Genomic DNA, 16,087 nt, shown 5'->3' on the forward strand with positions numbered 1-16,087 from the left:
TATGTTAAAACTCAAAATCCAAGAGGCAAATGCAACTCAAAGAAGTTTCGTATCTCTTATGGTGTTTGGAGCGGTGGCTCAAAAACAAAAATTCTTATTTTCCCTCTTAATATTTAGGAGCTAAAAAATGAAAAAATTAGTCAAACTTTCTTTCCTTGCAAGCCTTGTGATGGGAACAGCTTCAGTTCAAGCTGCTGAAACATTTGTAACTATCGGTACAGGTGGTCAAACCGGGGTTTATTATGTTGTTGGTCAATCAATCTGCCAATTAGTAAACCGTGATTCAGCGAAAACAGGTTTAAAATGTAATGCACCTTCAACCGGAGCTTCGGTTGCAAACCTAAACTCAATTGCAGCGAAAGAAATGGATATGGGTATTGCACAATCAGATTGGCAATATCACGCATATAATGGCTCAAGCTCATTTGAAGGTAAGAAAAACGATAAGATCCGTGCTATTTTCTCACTTCACCCTGAACCATTCACCGTAATGGCTCGTACTGATGCGAATATCAAATCTTTCGATGATTTAAAAGCAAAACGTGTAAACGTGGGTGATCCTGGTTCCGGCACTCGTGCAACAATGAATGTTATCTTAGCTGCAAAAAGTTGGACGGATAAAGATTTTAAAGTGGCTTCTGAGTTAAAACCGGCTGAAATGGCATCGGTAATGTGTGATAACAACTTAGATGCAATCACTTATAACGTAGGTCATCCGAACGGTGCATTAAAAGAAGCAGCAGCATCTTGTGATGCAAAATTAGTACCGGTAACCGGTCCTGAAATCGATAAATTAGTGGCAGATCACTCATACTATGCAAAAGCAACTATTCCGGGCGGTTTATATAAAGGTTCTGATGAGCCAACAGAAACCTTCGGTGTGTATGCAACGTTAGTAACTTCTGCCGATGTTGATGCAGATAAAGTGTATAATGTAACTAAAGCGGTATTTGATAATTTCGATCGTTTCAAACGTTTACACCCTGCGTTTGAAAATTTAAAACAAGAAGAAATGATTAAAAATGCACTTTCTGCTCCGTTACACGAAGGGGCTGTGCGTTACTACAAAGAGAAAGGTTGGATTAAATAGTCTACTTTTATCTTAGATTTATGCGTAATCAGCACGTTTTTTGGCGTGCTGGTTTTTTGCGTTTATAAGGCTGTTGATAATTTATCGATTTTTCCTTTTGATCTATAAGTTATCCATAGTATTTTGTTTAGCAAGCGGTGGTTTTTTCGAGAAAATTTGCAAATTTTTATCAAATATGACCGCTTGTCTTTTTGAGGAATTATTATGTCGGTTGAATCTAAAGCTGATTATGATGACCTACAAGATATGGTCGCTTCAAACGATACAGGTGGTCGAACTCCGTCCGGTTTGGCGAAAAAAGCCATTGTGTATGTCGCTATTCTTTGGTCTATCTTCCAAATTTACTACGCTTCTCCATTGCCATTTGTTTTCCAAGAATGGCTTACTCAAGCAGGTATTAACTTGAATGTGGTGGTAGATGACACCAAAGCTCGTTCTATCCACTTAGCCTTTGCGATGTTCTTGGCTTTCCTGTCTTATCCTGCTTTTGCAACTTCACCAAAACATCGTATTCCAAAGATTGATTGGGTGTTTGCGATAGTCGGGGCTTGCTTGGCGTTGTACTATATTTTCTTCTATGAAGGCTTGGTAAAACGCTTTGGTGCACCTAATACACAAGATATTATCGCAGGTTGCTTAGGGATTTTATTAGTGCTTGAAGCTACTCGTCGTAGCTTAGGCTTGCCGCTTGTTATTATTGCGATTGTGTTCCTGATTTATAACTTTTTCGGGCAATATTTTCCGGCTGATTGGATTGTAAGCCATCGCTCAGGTTCACTTTCCCAAATTATTAACCAACAATGGATTACCACCGAAGGGGTGTTTGGTGTCGCACTCGGTGTTTCAACGAAATATGTGTTCTTGTTTGTGTTGTTTGGTGCATTGTTAGACAAAGCCGGTGCAGGTAACTATTTCATTAAGACCGCTTTTGCTTATTTAGGGCATTTGCGTGGTGGTCCTGCAAAAGCAGCGGTGGTTTCTTCTGCATTAACAGGCTTAATTTCCGGTTCATCAATTGCGAATGTGGTAACTACAGGTACGTTCACTATTCCAATGATGAAACGTGTTGGTTTTACTAAAGAAAAAGCGGGTGCGGTGGAAGTGGCATCTTCCGTGAACGGACAGATTATGCCACCGGTAATGGGTGCAGCGGCATTTTTGATGATTGAATATGTGAATATGCCATATAGTCAATTGATTACGCACGCCTTCTTACCGGCATTGATTTCTTATATCGCATTGGTTTATATCGTGCATTTAGAAGCTTGTAAGATGAATTTACAAGGCTTACCAAGAGCGGAAGAACCAAGCCCGATTTTAGTTTTCTTGTTACGAACTGTTGCTTCAATTTTAGTGATTGTTGGTCTGGCTATCGGGGTTTACTACGGTTTAGGTTGGATTCGTAATGTCGCTGAAGATTATGCCTTCATTATCGTTTGCGTCTTCTTAGGCTTGTGGTATTTACTGGCAATTCGCCGTGTAGCAAACTACCCTGATTTAGAAGCGGACGATCCAAATTCAGAGATTGTCTCTCTACCAAAAAGAAAACCAACCGTAAATGCAGGCTTACATTACCTCATTCCTGTTGTTGTGTTGCTTTGGTGCTTAATGGTGGAAATGCTTTCGCCAGGTTTATCTGCGTTCTGGGGAACAATTACATTAATTTTCATTCAATTAACCCAACGCCCGTTACTCAATTTCTTCCGTAAGGAGACGGTAACTAAAGAGATTATCAAGCAAGGTATTCGAGATGTGGTAGATAGCCTTGAGGCTGGCGGTCGTAATATGACGGGTATTGCCCTTGCAACTGCAACCGCAGGTATTATTGTGGGGGTTGTTGCATTAACAGGTTTCGGTGTGCAGCTCTCAAGTGTGATTGAGTTACTATCAATGGGCAACATTGTACTAATGTTGATTTTAGTTGCCATCTTCAGCTTGATTTTAGGTATGGGCTTACCAACTACGGCAAACTACATTGTGGTGTCATCATTAATGGCAACGGTGATTGTGGAAGTTGGTCGCCAAAACGGTTTAATTGTGCCATTGATTGCTGTGCATTTATTTGTGTTCTATTTCGGGATTATGGCTGACGTTACCCCACCTGTTGGTTTAGCTTCTTTCGCAGCAGCGGCAATTTCAGGCGGTAGCCCGATTAATACAGGTATGGTTGCGTTTAAATATAGCTTAAGAACAGCAATTTTACCGTTCTTATTTATTTTTAATACCGACTTATTATTAATTGATCTGCGTTATCCGGGGCACGGCTGGGTTGTCTTTATTACTGCAACTGTTGGGGTTCTCGCCTTTACCTCTGCAACAATGCAATATATTGTTACCAAAAACAAATGGTGGGAAACGGTGTTGCTTGTGGTTGCGGCATTTGCCTTGTTCCGTCCGGGCTTCTTTATGGATAGAATTTATCCGTCAGAACGCCATATTGAGCCGGTGCAGTTTGAAGAACAATTACTTGAGAGCAAAGTGGGTCAAAGCGTTACCTTAAAAGTGGAAGGCTTAAACCCTTACGGTAAAGAAATTGAGTTCTACGCTCAATTACCTGTACCGGAAGGTTCAACCGGCGAAGAACGTTTGAAAAACTTAGGTTTAACGCTTATTCAAACTGATGAAAAAATCGAAGTTGATGGAGTAGAAACACCAAAAGTGGTGATTGATATGGTTGAGATTGATTCCCCAGCGGCTAAAGCAGGCTTAAACTGGGATCAAACTATTCACTATGTTGCAGTTCCACAAGATGCACCAGCTAAAGATTGGATTTTCATTCCAGCCTTGTTAGTGGTGTTTGGCGTGGTGGCAAACCAACGTCGTCGTGTGAAAAAATCATAAGTAAATGGGAGGGCATTCCCTCCCTATAGGATTTATTATGTATAACAAAATACTGATAGCTATTGATTTAGCAGATCTTAAAAGTGCGAAATATGTGGTAGATACTGCGTTAAAAATGACTGCAAATAATCCAAATGCAGTTTATCGTGTGGCTTCTATTATTGAACCTGTGGATAACAGTCTCATTTCAGCGTTTTTACCAAAAAACTTTGATAAAGCGGTTGTTGAGGAAGCAAATCAGAAATTGCACGAGTTTACGGAGGCACATTTTCCTGAAGGTTCAAAAGTGCAGCACATTGTTGCGTATGGCACAATTTACGAAGAAATTTGCCGTATTGCTGATGAGAAAGCGGTTGATTTAATCCTAATGCTTGCAAGTAGTAAGCCGGAAGCAAAAGGATTAAGCTCTAATACGGTAAAAGTTGCTCGTAATACAAACAAGCCAATTTTAGTTTTAAGATAATCTCGCATTCAGTTACAATAGTGCCATTCTGTCGAATGGCATTTTTATTTATGAAAAAACAATCTACAAAAGCACTTTCTTCTCGAGCAGTGAGTGCAAATATTATTTTACAAGTTTTAGATCAAGGGAAATCGCTCTCAACCCTTATTCCTGAAGCTCAAAAACAGCTTGACCCAAAAGATTTCCCTTTGGTACAAGAAATTACTTTTGGGGTGTGCAGAGTGTTGCCTCGTTTAGAGTCGATCATCAAATTATTGGTAGAAAAACCCCTAAAAGGCAAAACCCGTTTAGTGCATTGCTTATTGCTGGTCGGGTTATATCAATTGCTTTATATGCGAGTACCTGCCCACGCGGCGGTTGATGAAGTAGTTAATGCAACCAAATCGCTAAAATTAGATAGTTTCCGAGCTTTAACCAATGGTGTACTTCGCCGTTTCTTGCGAGAGCAGGACGAAATTTTGGCAAAGGTGGATAAACATTGGCAAACGTTACACCCTGAATGGCTGGTGAACAAACTTAAAAAAGTCTATCCAAATTGGCGAGAAATTGTGGAGGCAAACAACCAACGTCCACCAATGTGGATTAGGGTCAATCAGCAACATATCAAAGCAAAAGACTATGCCGTATTACTTGGCGATGTAGTTGCAAAAAATTCAGCAAATCTGACCGCTTGTTCCCCTCATTGTGCCTTGCTATTAGATAAGCCGGTTAGCGTAAATCAACTACACAATTTCGAGCAAGGTTGGGCAACGGTGCAAGACGCTCACGCACAATGGTCGGCAGAATTGCTGGGAGCAGAAAATGGTGAAACTATTTTAGATGCCTGTGCTGCTCCGGGCGGAAAAACCACTCATATTTTAGAAAAAGCACCGAATGCAAAAGTTATCGCATTAGATATTGAAGAAAGCCGTTTAAACCGAGTGCGAGAAAATTTAGTCAGACTTCAGCAAAGTGCAACCGTGATTTGTGGTGATGCATCTAAACCTGAAGAATGGTTGGACGATGATGTAATGTTCGACCGTATTTTATTAGATGCCCCTTGTTCCGCAACAGGGGTTATTCGTCGCCACCCTGATATTAAATGGCTACGCCAAGAAAGCGACATTCCGGAGTTGGCACAATTACAAGGTAATATTTTAAGAGCATTATGGGATAGACTGAAACCCAACGGTATTTTGCTTTATGCAACTTGTTCGGTATTACCTGAAGAAAATAGCGAACAAATTCAACGATTTGTACAAGAAACGCCAAATGCAAAATTAGTGGAAATGGATTTTAACGGTGAAAAAGTATTGGAAAAGCAGTTTTTTCCACACCAAAATGGTGGCGATGGTTTCTTCTACGCAAAATTACAAAAAGTGGCAAATTAAATGAAAATTATCATTTTAGGTGCAGGACAAGCAGGCTCTACACTGGCAGAAAATTTAGTGAGTGAAGATAACGATATTGTTTTAATCGACAACGATCCTGCACGCTTAGACAAGTTAAAAGATAAGCACGATTTACAAGTTATTCGTGGTGAATTTGCCTCTCCTCGAACACTCCGAGATGCGGGAGCAAATGATGCAGATTTATTAGTTGCCGTTACCAGTAGCGATGAAGTAAATATGATTGCTTGCCAAATTGCCTATACGCTATTTAATGTTCCGACCAAAATTGCTCGTATTCGTAATGCCGATTATGTGAGGGAAAGAGAGCGACTATTTAATAATGATGTGTTGCCAATTGATCATATTATCGCTCCGGAAATTTTAGTAAAAGAAGATATTCTACGCCTGATTCACTATCCGGGAGCATTGCAAATTACCCAATTTGCCAATGAATTAGTGAGCATTGTAAACGTAAAAGCCTATTATGGTGGACCGCTAGTGGGCTACCCGATTTCCGCATTGCGAGATCATCTCCCACACATTGAAGCTCGTATTGTGGCGATTTTCCGACAAGATAAAGCAATTGTGCCACAAGGTTCAACTATTATTGAAGCAGGCGATGAAGTCTTTTTCATCTGTGCCACTCAACATATCCGAGCGGTAATGGGGGAACTACAACGCCTAGATAAGCCTCATAAACGCATTATGATTGTAGGTGGTGGGAGTATTGGTTCGTCTCTGGCACGAGATTTGGAAGATCAATATCGAGTTAAAATTATTGAACGCAATCCAAAACTAGCCGAAAAGTTAGCAGAGAAACTCTCCAACACACTTGTTTTAACTGGTGATGCTTCTGATGAAGAATTGCTGTTTGAAGAGCATATCGAAAATATCGACTTATTCCTTGCGGTAACGAGCGATGACGAAGCCAATATTATGTCCGCACTACTGGCAAAACGGCTAGGTGCAAAAAAAGTGATTATTTTGGTGCAGCGTTCGGCTTATCTACACCTTATTCAAGGTGGTACTATTGATATTGCAATCTCTCCACAACAAGCTACTATTTCAGCGTTAGCAAGTTATGTTAGAAAAGGCGACATTTTACAAGTTTCCTCGTTAAAATTAGGTGTTGCCGGTGCGGTAGAAATCATCGCTCACGGCGATGAAAGCTCTTCAAAAGTGGTTGGTAGACAAATCCGAGAAATAAAATTGCCACAAGGTGCAATTGTGGGTGCGGTGGTACGAGGCGAGGAAGTTATTATTGCTCACAAATCCACCGTCATTCACGAAAACGACCGAGTGATTATTTTTGTAAACGACAAAAAACAGATTGATGAAATTGAAAAACTGTTCCAAATTGGGGTGTTTTTCTTATAAAAGAAAGAGCATTGTTTTAAAGCAATGCTCTTTTTTGTTTGTAAATTTTTAAGCAAATATGACCGCTTGTAGTTGATTAACGGAAAGGTTGATCTAACGGCACTTCTGCATCAGGTTCACGTGTAATGCGGTTACGCAAATCACGGCGGATAACCTCAATGGTCCAGAACCAGAAAATATGACCTACTAATTCTGAAATGTGTTCGTATAAAGGCCATTCAGCAACAGGTGGTGTTAATCCTAAAGCAGGGAATGTGATGTAGTGAACACAGATGTTTGCAATAATACCTGCACCAATACCTTGCCAGAATTTAATTTTTGGGAAAATTTCCGCAACGATACAGTAACCAATCGCAAATACTAAAGAGAAGATCATATGGGTTACACCGATTGAGTTGAATGGGTGATCTGCAAAGGTAAAGGCAACGGTGTTGTAAGGGTCGATGCCGATATAATCACGCAAGAACACCGCCGGTGGGTTTAAAAACGCACGTGAACACTCTTGTAATGCAATTGTTTTGGCGGCAACTTGATCTGCTGCGGCATTCATTGCATCTAAAACAGGTTGTGGACAAGCTGCGGTGAATAAATCAATCGGGCTACGTGGTGGGAATGGATGCTCTGCTCCCCATTTTACAAATGCTGAGATAATACCTGCAATAATACCGATAAATACAGCTAAACCATAACGGCGACGGTTTGGGTTTGTTTGTTGGAAAATACTCATAATGAAATCCTAATTTGAAAGAATTATTGTGTTACTCCATTTTATGAAACGTTATTTCACAATGGCAAGAGCATTTTGCACCTAATTAATTCAAATAGCAAATTAAATAATCAAGATGAGGTAATCATAAATAATTATTTAACTATTGAATAACATTTCATTCTTATTGTTTTCAATTTGGATACAAAATTGATTAAAAATAACCCCGCTCAAAAATGAGTGGGGTTTTGAATTTTTATCTTAAAAATTAGACTTTATCATCAAACTGTAAGTAAACGACTTGGGTTTGCAGATACTCTTCTAAACCGTGTTTACCATCTGCACCGCCAATGCCCGATTTACGCCAGCCTGCGTGGTAGCCTTGCATTGCTTCAAAGTTTTCACGGTTTACATAGGTTTCACCGAATTTCAGGCGAGAGATCACTTTCATCGCTTTATTGATATTTTGCGTATAAACCGAAGAGGTTAAGCCGTATTCACAGTCGTTGGCGAGTTTGATTGCCTCATCAATGGTTTCAAAAGTGGCAACAGGAATGACCGGGCCGAAGATTTCGTGCCTCATAATATCCATCGTGTTGTCCACATTATCGATGATAGTCGGTTCAAAATAGTAACCAGTACCTTCCACCGCTTTACCACCCAGCACTAAGTTACCACCTTGATGGATGGCGTGGCTCACCATTTCTTGTACTTTGTGCAAGCCTTTTTCATTCACCATCGGTCCCATATCAATATCATCACGTTCTAATGGGTTGCCATATTTGACCGCTTGCATTTTCTCCACTAATTTTTGGATGAATTGCTCTTTGATGGATTTGTGAACATAAATACGTTCTGCACAGTTACACACCTGCCCTGAGTTGATCACACGAGAGTTTACTACTGCCGTTGCTGCGAGTTCTAAATCAGCATCATCTAAGACAATTGCAGGGGCTTTACCACCTAATTCTAAATTCACTTTGATGATATTTTTGCTTGCGGCTTCCATCACTTTTTGTCCGGCGAATTGGCTACCGGTAAATGACACCATGCCCACTTTTTCATTGCCAGAAAGCTCTGGGCCAACTTCGTTGCCGTAGCCAGTGACGACATTAAATACGCCTTTCGGTAAGCCGATTTGATGCACGATTTCAGAGAATAAAATCGCATTGTTTGGTGCATCTTCACTTGGTTTAATCACGATAGTGTTACCTGTTACCAATGCAGGAGCAGCTTTACGCGCAATAAGGAAGAACGGGAAGTTCCACGGCAGAATACCGGTGGTCACACCAATCGCTTTTTTGTAGAGGAAAATATGTTCGTTCGGGCGGTCACTTTGGATAATTTCGCCTTCATAACGGCGAGCCCACTCTGCCATATAATCTAAATAGTCGGCCGTGAAATGCACTTCAATAGTGGCGAGAGAAAGGGTTTTCCCCATCTCTTCGGAAATGGTGCGAGCGATTTCATCGGCGCGCTCACGAATGCCTACCGCAATTTTGCGCAGATATTGCCCACGTTGTACAGCCGGTAAACGTTCCCACGCTTCTTGTGCGGCTTCGGCTGCATCAATGGCAATTTTAGCGTCTTCTTCACCACCGCGTGGTACTTCGGAAATTGCTTGTTCGGTTGCTGGGTTGTAAACCGCTAATGTGCGTCCGTCTAATGCTGGGACGAATTCACCGTTAATGTACATTTGATACTGTTTTACCATCATTTGCTCCTTTTATATCCGCTATGGAAAATTCATACTTATCATTTGCTAATTGGTCAAGTTTTGCAAATGAATTGTTGTTTTTATGTTAAGCTTGATAAATAAATGTGAATAAGATCACATTTATTTCTGATTAAAAACCAATAAAAATGCCCGATTTTTCCATAAAATTGAAAAAATCGGGCATTTTTATAAACTAGATTTTGTTTGCTGTGTAGAAAATTAGAATGCAATTTTATACACTTCTAACAATTCTTCAGGGGTGCAATCACGAGGGTTACCACCGGTGCAGACATCATTGAAAGCATCTACCGATAGTGCCGGTAAGTCTTCTTCTTTCACGCCAATTTGGTGAAGTTTTGGTGGAATCCCCACATCTTGTGAAAGTTGTTGAACCGCTTTGATCGCAGCATTACGATATTCTTCTTGGCTCATTTCATCAACACCTTTGACGCCCATTGCTCGGGCAATTTCACGGTATTTTTCGCCGGTGTAGTTTTTGTTAAATTCCATTACATACGGTAATAGCACCGCATTCGCAATACCGTGTGGGGTGTCGTAGTAAGCTGAAAGTGGGTGTGCCATACTATGCACTACGCCTAAGCCCACATTTGAGAACCCCATACCTGCCACATATTGACCGAGAGCCATTCCTTCAATATCTTTTGGATTTTTCTCTACCGCACCGCGTAGTGAACGGCTGATAAGTTCAATCGCTTTTAAGTGTAGGGCGTCCGTTAATTCCCAAGCGGCTTTGGTGATATAGCCTTCGATGGCGTGGGTAAGTGCATCCATACCGGTTGCTGCTGCAAGGCTTTTCGGCATTGATTCCATCATATCCGGATCGACTAATGCCACTGCCGGCACGTCGTGTACGTCCACACACACGAATTTACGTTTTTTCTCTTCATCTGTGATTACATAGTTGATGGTAACTTCTGCGGCAGTCCCTGCTGTGGTTGGTACAGCGATAATCGGTACACATTTTTGGTGGGTTGGGGCAACGCCTTCAAGTGAAAGCACATCGCTAAATTCAGGGTTATTAATGATGATACCAATCGCTTTCGCACTATCAATTGGTGAGCCACCACCGATAGCGATTAAATAGTCTGCACCGGAGGCTTTAAATTTTTCTACGCCGGCTTTGATCACATCAACTGCTGGGTTGGCTTTCACTTCATCAAAAATTTCATAAGGGAGACCAGCTGCATCAAGTAAAGAGGTCACTTTCTGTGCCACATTGAACTTGATAAGGTCTTTATCTGTCACCACAAGAGCTTTCTTGAAACTACGGCTTGTCACTTCGTGAACAATATGTTGGATAGCACCTTTACCGTGATAGCTGGTTTCGTTAAGGATCAGACGATTTGACATAATATTTTCCTTCTTAAAAGTTAAACAATTCGGTTAACTTGCAAGCGGTAAAATTATGGCGATTTTTTGCAAATTTTTATAAAAATTTCACCGCTTGTAATAATAAATTCGGCTGATAATGCATTAGGAATAGCAGTTAAAACTAAATATTTAAAATACGTTTTATTTCATCACGATAGTGTTCTGCTTCACTACCAAAGATGGATTGAATCACGGAGCCTGAAGTAACTACACCTAAAGCACCCACCGATTTGATTTTATCCCATTCAACAATTTGGGTATTTTTGACTTCAACACGCAAGCGAGTGATACAGGAGTAAACATCAACAATATTTTCTTTGCCACCAAGGGCTGCAATCACAACAAGAGCTTTATCGGTAAGAGAGTTTGACATAGAGTTTTCCTTTTTGGTTAAAGGGTGGGTTGCCCCACCCTGTTTAACTTGGTGTTTAGTAAAGAACACCTTTCGCTTCTTCGCTATCAATGTTTTCTTTCGTGACATACACCACCCCGGTATCGATCACTTTTTCAACTTTCTCGCCTTTAATCAATTTACCGATGGTATCTACACCTTTATAGCCCATTTGGTAAGAAGATTGCACCACGATGCCGTCTAATGTGCCGTCTTTCACGAAGTTTTGTAGGTCTGAGTTACCGTCAAAGCCAACTGCTACGATTTTGCCTGCAAAACCTTTTTGTTTCACTGCACGTGCCATACCGACAGCGGTTGGTTCGTTTGCACCGAAGATTGCTGCGATATCCGGGTTAGAACCTAAAACGTCTTCAGTTTGGTTCAATGCTTTGGTCATATCAGAATCTGAGTAGTATGGGCCTACGATTTTGTAATCAGCTTTCGCTTTGATTTCATCAACAAAGCCACCGGTACGCTCAATCGCAGAGGCTGCACCTTGGGTGAAGCTCATTACTGCCACTTTGCCACCTTTCACTTTCGCTAATAATTTTTCAGCCGCTAATTTACCCGCCGCACGGTTATCGGTCGCTAGGAATGATTGGTAGTATTTGCCGTCACTGTTGATGCCTGAGTCAATTAATACCACTGGAATGCCGCTTTCATAAGCTTTTTTCACAGCCGGTACTAATGCAACCGGGTCAGATGCTGCAAGTACGATACCTGCTACACCACGGTTTACAGCGTTGTCCACCATATTTACTTGGGCGTCAATCGCAGTTTCAGCTTCAGGACCTTGGAAAGTTACTTTGTATTGTCCACCAATATCTTTACCGGCAGTTTCTGCACCTTTACGTACGTTTTGCCAGAAAGTTGAGTTTGCTGATTTTACGATTACAGCGATTTCATCGGATTTTGCCCACGCTGAGCCTGCAAAAAGGGTTGATAAACCTAAGATAGTTGCAGTGAATAATGCGGTTTTTTTCATTTTAAATTCTCCTATGAGAGTTGATTATTTTTTACCGGCTTTTTTAGATTGACGTAGTTGGTCAAGAGAAACCGCTACGATAATCACAAGCCCGATGACAATCATTTGAACAAATGAAGAGACGCCATTCATATTCAAACCATTACGGAGTACACCGATAATGAATGACCCAATCAGTGTGCCAGGGATTGTACCGATACCACCTGAAAGTGATGTACCCCCAACAACAGCACTGGCGATAGCATCTAGCTCGTAAGATACACCACCGTTTGGCTGTGCAGTTACTAAGCGAGAGGCTAGAATTACACCTGTTAAACCAGAGAGTAAGCCACTGGCGGTATAGGCATAAAGTTTTACGATATTGGTTTTGATACCGGATAAGCGAGCCGCTTCTTCGTTAGAACCAATTGCGTATAAGTAACGTCCAACTTTCAATTTAGCTAAAGCGAAAGTGAACAAGATGGTGATAAAGATCATAATGATTACAGGATATGGAATACCGGCAAACACCACTTTTGGTAAGCCGTTAGCCCCTTCTTCAACAATTTTAAATAACGCACCGTTACCTAAGTTAGCAAAGGATTCCGGCATACCTGAAACAGGGGCAGCGTTAGTAACATAGAGTGCTAAACCACGAGCCACCATCATCATACCAAGTGTTGCGATAAACGGTGGGAGTTGCATACGGGTAACTAATACACCGTTGATTAAACCGCAGATACCGCCTACGATAATCCCGAAAATCATACCAAGTGGAACCGGCACGCCTGCGTTTACAATCATTGCTGCTGCGACGCCGGAAAGTGCTACAACTGAACCGGTACTTAAGTCAATCCCGCCGGTTAAGATTACGCAGGTTGCCCCGATACCGATTAAGGCGATGGTAGAGGTTTGTAAACCTACCGTCATAATGTTGTTAGAGGTAAAGAAGTATTCATTGGTTACGCTGAAGAAGATGATTAACAGAACTAAACCTGCTAATGCTGCCATTTTGCGTAACATTTCTTTTTGTTTTTCACTCATTTTGCCACCCCATATTCTTTAGCAAACATATTTTTCACACCTGTTGCATAATGCATAATTTCTTCTTGGTTGGTTTTCTTGGTTTCAAGCATACCGGTCATTCTGCCTTCACGCATTACAATGATTCGGTCTGAAATACCTAATACTTCCGGTAATTCAGATGAAATCACAATTACCCCGACACCACTTGCCGCTAACTCATCAAGGAGTTGGTAGATAGCGTATTTCGCCCCAACGTCGATACCACGGGTTGGTTCATCGAAGATCATCACTTTCGCTTCACGGAACAACCATTTGCCGATAACCACTTTTTGTTGGTTACCACCACTTAAGTTTTGCACTTTTTGTTCAATGGTTGGTGTTTTGATTTCCATTTTGTCGATAAAGGTATTTGAGGCTTTTTCTTCCTCTTCGTAGGAAATTACACCAAGTCCGTTAGAGACTTTATCCATCGATGCCATCGTAATATTTTCACGAATCGACATTCTCACCGCCACACCGTTAAGTTTACGGTCTTCAGATAAGTAGGCAATACCGGCTTGAATTGCATCGCTCGGGTCTTTAATACTCACTTTTTGATCGTGAATAAAGATTTCACCGCCATCAAGTGGATCTGCACCGAAAATCGCACGGGCTAATTCAGTACGTTTTGCCCCCACTAAGCCTGTGAAACCTAAAATTTCGCCTTTACGCAAGTCAAAGTTAAGTGGTTCAAACACGCCGTGGCGTTCTGCGTTCATTACCGAAAGAATAATTTCATCAGTTACGACAGCAGTTTTTGGCGGGAAGTGATTATCCAGAGAACGACCTACCATTTTGGTGATGATTTCATCCATTGTGATTTCATCAAATTTATGGTTAGAAACATAAGTCCCATCACGGAAAATTGTAATGTGGTTACAGATGCGTTTAAGTTCTTCCATACGGTGAGAAATATAAACAATACTCACGCCTTTAGAACGTAGCTTATCCACTAATTCAAAGAGTTTATCGATCTCTTTTTCTGTTAAGGCTGAGGTTGGCTCATCCATAATCAGAATTTCAACATCGAAAGAGAGAGCTTTGGCAATTTCCACCATTTGTTGTTTTGCCACTGATAACATTCTGACTTCATCAGTTGGGTCAACATCAATATCAAATAATGCCAATAATTTTGCCGATTCCTCAATCATCTTCTCTTTATCGACCAAGCCGTGTTTTAAAGGCTCACGAGCGAAGAAAATGTTTTCTGCCACGGTTAAATGTGGAATGAGGTTCAGCTCTTGGAAAATCATACTGATACCGGCTTTTTGTGCCTCTAAAACCGATTCAAATTGAACAGGTTTGCCTTTATACACAATTTCGCCTTGATCAGCTTTATGCACACCAATCATACATTTCATTAATGTCGATTTGCCTGCGCCATTTTCCCCCATTAGGGCGTGAACTTCGCCCTTACGCAGGGTAAGCTCAACATTTTTTAATGCATTCACACCGGCAAAAGATTTGCTGATGTTTTTCATCGTCAGTATTACTTCGTTTGACATACTGCACTCCGTTTGTAAATTTCTTTCAAAAAAGAACCGCTTGTTTTTTTAGTTTTAGTCTTCGCCTTCAACCCAAGAACCGTAGGATTTAAATTTTTCTAATACGATATCCATCTGTGCTTTGTTTAAGGTTGGAATTGGCTTGCCGGTAGCAAGAAGTTTTAAATACCATTCGGCGATCACTTCCACTTCGTGTGCCACACCTAAGGCTTTATCAAGGGTTTTGTCTGCAGTAATTAAACCGTGGTGAGCAAGCAAAATCGCTTTACTGCCTTTGATGCCTTCACGCACATAACCTGCTAATTCGTTTGTACCGAAAGGGGCGTAAGGCACGCAAGGAATATGGTCTGTGCCGGTGCAAGCGATCATATAGTGGATTGCCGGAATCGGTTCCCCAAAAATAGACACCGCTGCACAGTTTTTCGCGTGGTTGTGAACCACTGCATTTAATTCGGGGCGAGCTTCATACACTGCCAAGTGGAATTGCCATTCGCTTGAAGGGAGTTTTCCCTCTTCGTGTTTGCCGTTGGCATCAACGAACACGATAGACTCTTCAGTCATTTCTTCATAAGGGGTGCCGGTTGGAGTAATAAGCATTCCGTCTTGATAACGTACGCTGACATTACCTGCTGTCCCTTGGTTTAATCCCAGTCTGGTCATTTCAAGACAGGTATCAATGATTTGTCTTGAGAGTTGCTGTCTGTTCATAATAAACTCCTTTTAATTTGTAAAAAATTTTGTTTTTTTAACCGCTTGTAATGGGCGATTAAGGCACTGGCGTTACGCCTTTTTTAATAATAATGTTGCCGTATTTCGCCAATTCGCCTGTGATCACCACAGCGTAAGCGGTTTTAGCTCGGTCGTAGAAAGCGAAACGTTCAACGCGTTCTACTTTCGGTGCTACACCATTTACTTTTTTAATCGCAGCGAGATAACGCTCTTCTACACTTGGGTCGAGAGAATCGCCCGGCACAGCTTGCATCATTGCAAGTGGGGCTTCCACATATTGGTCAAATTCAAACAGAGCGGAAATGCCTTCTAATAGAGTCGCCACACTTAAACCATCTGTACGAATCACTTTTTGATGAATGGAATGTGCCGGGAAGTGAGCATCTGAAAGCACTAATTCATCGCCGTGCCCCATTTCCGCTAAAGTTTTTAATAATTCCGGTGAAATTGCCGGGTGGATACCTTTTAACATTTCAA

The 16,087-nt window shown here is 41.2% G+C and carries 14 protein-coding genes; 5 read left to right on the plus strand and 9 right to left on the minus strand.

The genetic code is table 11. The features are described from left to right. Window positions 1-127 precede the first annotated feature (127 nt). The 5 genes from X781_RS00110 to trkA all read left to right on the plus strand — a co-directional run bounded on the left by X781_RS00110 (window position 128) and on the right by trkA (window position 7,141). Window positions 128-1,090 carry a TAXI family TRAP transporter solute-binding subunit gene (locus X781_RS00110; protein ID WP_025234973.1) on the plus strand — a complete coding sequence of 321 codons (963 nt, stop codon included), beginning with the start codon at window positions 128-130 and terminating at the stop codon, window positions 1,088-1,090. A 204-nt stretch (window positions 1,091-1,294) separates the two neighbouring features. Beyond that, entirely contained in the window at window positions 1,295-3,931 is a 2,637-nt protein-coding gene (locus tag X781_RS00115) for a TRAP transporter permease (protein ID WP_025234974.1), read from the plus strand. A gap of 37 nt (window positions 3,932-3,968) precedes the next feature. Continuing rightward, on the plus strand, window positions 3,969-4,394 hold the full coding sequence (locus X781_RS00120) for a universal stress protein (protein WP_025234975.1): 426 nt from the start codon (window positions 3,969-3,971) through the stop codon (window positions 4,392-4,394). Window positions 4,395-4,429: 35 nt separating this feature from the next. Next, window positions 4,430-5,764, plus strand: a complete 1,335-nt coding sequence (gene rsmB, locus X781_RS00125) for a 16S rRNA (cytosine(967)-C(5))-methyltransferase RsmB (RefSeq protein ID WP_442914783.1) — start codon at window positions 4,430-4,432, stop codon at window positions 5,762-5,764. Then, window positions 5,765-7,141 carry a Trk system potassium transporter TrkA gene (gene trkA, locus X781_RS00130; RefSeq protein ID WP_025234977.1) on the plus strand — a complete coding sequence of 459 codons (1,377 nt, stop codon included), beginning with the start codon at window positions 5,765-5,767 and terminating at the stop codon, window positions 7,139-7,141. It begins immediately after the preceding gene. A gap of 76 nt (window positions 7,142-7,217) precedes the next feature. Here trkA and X781_RS00135 read toward each other — a convergent pair whose 3' ends face one another. The 9 genes from X781_RS00135 to fucU form a co-directional block, all read right to left on the minus strand. Then, window positions 7,218-7,868, minus strand: a complete 651-nt coding sequence (locus X781_RS00135; RefSeq protein WP_025234978.1) for a YagU family protein — start codon at window positions 7,866-7,868, stop codon at window positions 7,218-7,220. Window positions 7,869-8,115: 247 nt separating this feature from the next. Continuing rightward, window positions 8,116-9,561, minus strand: a complete 1,446-nt coding sequence (gene aldA / locus X781_RS00140; protein ID WP_025234979.1) for an aldehyde dehydrogenase — start codon at window positions 9,559-9,561, stop codon at window positions 8,116-8,118. Between the two features lie 222 nt (window positions 9,562-9,783). Then, window positions 9,784-10,935, minus strand: a complete 1,152-nt coding sequence (gene fucO, locus X781_RS00145; protein ID WP_025234980.1) for a lactaldehyde reductase — start codon at window positions 10,933-10,935, stop codon at window positions 9,784-9,786. 142 nt (window positions 10,936-11,077) lie between these two features. Then, a complete protein-coding gene (locus tag X781_RS00150; protein WP_025234981.1) occupies window positions 11,078-11,329 on the minus strand; it encodes a PTS transporter subunit EIIB in 252 nt (83 codons plus the stop codon). 55 nt (window positions 11,330-11,384) lie between these two features. Next, on the minus strand, window positions 11,385-12,332 hold the full coding sequence (locus tag X781_RS00155; RefSeq protein ID WP_025234982.1) for an ABC transporter substrate-binding protein: 948 nt from the start codon (window positions 12,330-12,332) through the stop codon (window positions 11,385-11,387). A gap of 24 nt (window positions 12,333-12,356) precedes the next feature. Continuing rightward, window positions 12,357-13,355 (minus strand): ABC transporter permease, encoded by a 999-nt coding sequence (locus tag X781_RS00160; protein WP_025234983.1) that lies wholly within the window; start codon window positions 13,353-13,355, stop codon window positions 12,357-12,359. Next, the gene (locus X781_RS00165; protein WP_025234984.1) at window positions 13,352-14,881 is read right to left on the minus strand and encodes a sugar ABC transporter ATP-binding protein; all 1,530 of its coding nucleotides are present in this window, start codon (window positions 14,879-14,881) and stop codon (window positions 13,352-13,354) included. The genes X781_RS00160 and X781_RS00165 overlap by 4 nt, the downstream gene beginning before the upstream one ends. A 54-nt stretch (window positions 14,882-14,935) precedes the next feature. Next, window positions 14,936-15,589, minus strand: coding sequence for an L-fuculose-phosphate aldolase (locus tag X781_RS00170; RefSeq protein WP_025234985.1), 654 nt, complete (start codon window positions 15,587-15,589; stop codon window positions 14,936-14,938). A gap of 58 nt (window positions 15,590-15,647) precedes the next feature. After that, complete coding sequence (gene fucU, locus X781_RS00175; protein WP_025234986.1) at window positions 15,648-16,082, minus strand: L-fucose mutarotase; 435 nt, start codon at window positions 16,080-16,082, stop codon at window positions 15,648-15,650. Window positions 16,083-16,087 lie beyond the last annotated feature (5 nt).

Origin of the sequence: Mannheimia sp. USDA-ARS-USMARC-1261 (assembly GCF_000521605.1) — a bacterium.
In the GTDB taxonomy this organism is placed as follows: Bacteria; Pseudomonadota; Gammaproteobacteria; order Enterobacterales; family Pasteurellaceae; genus Mannheimia; species Mannheimia indoligenes.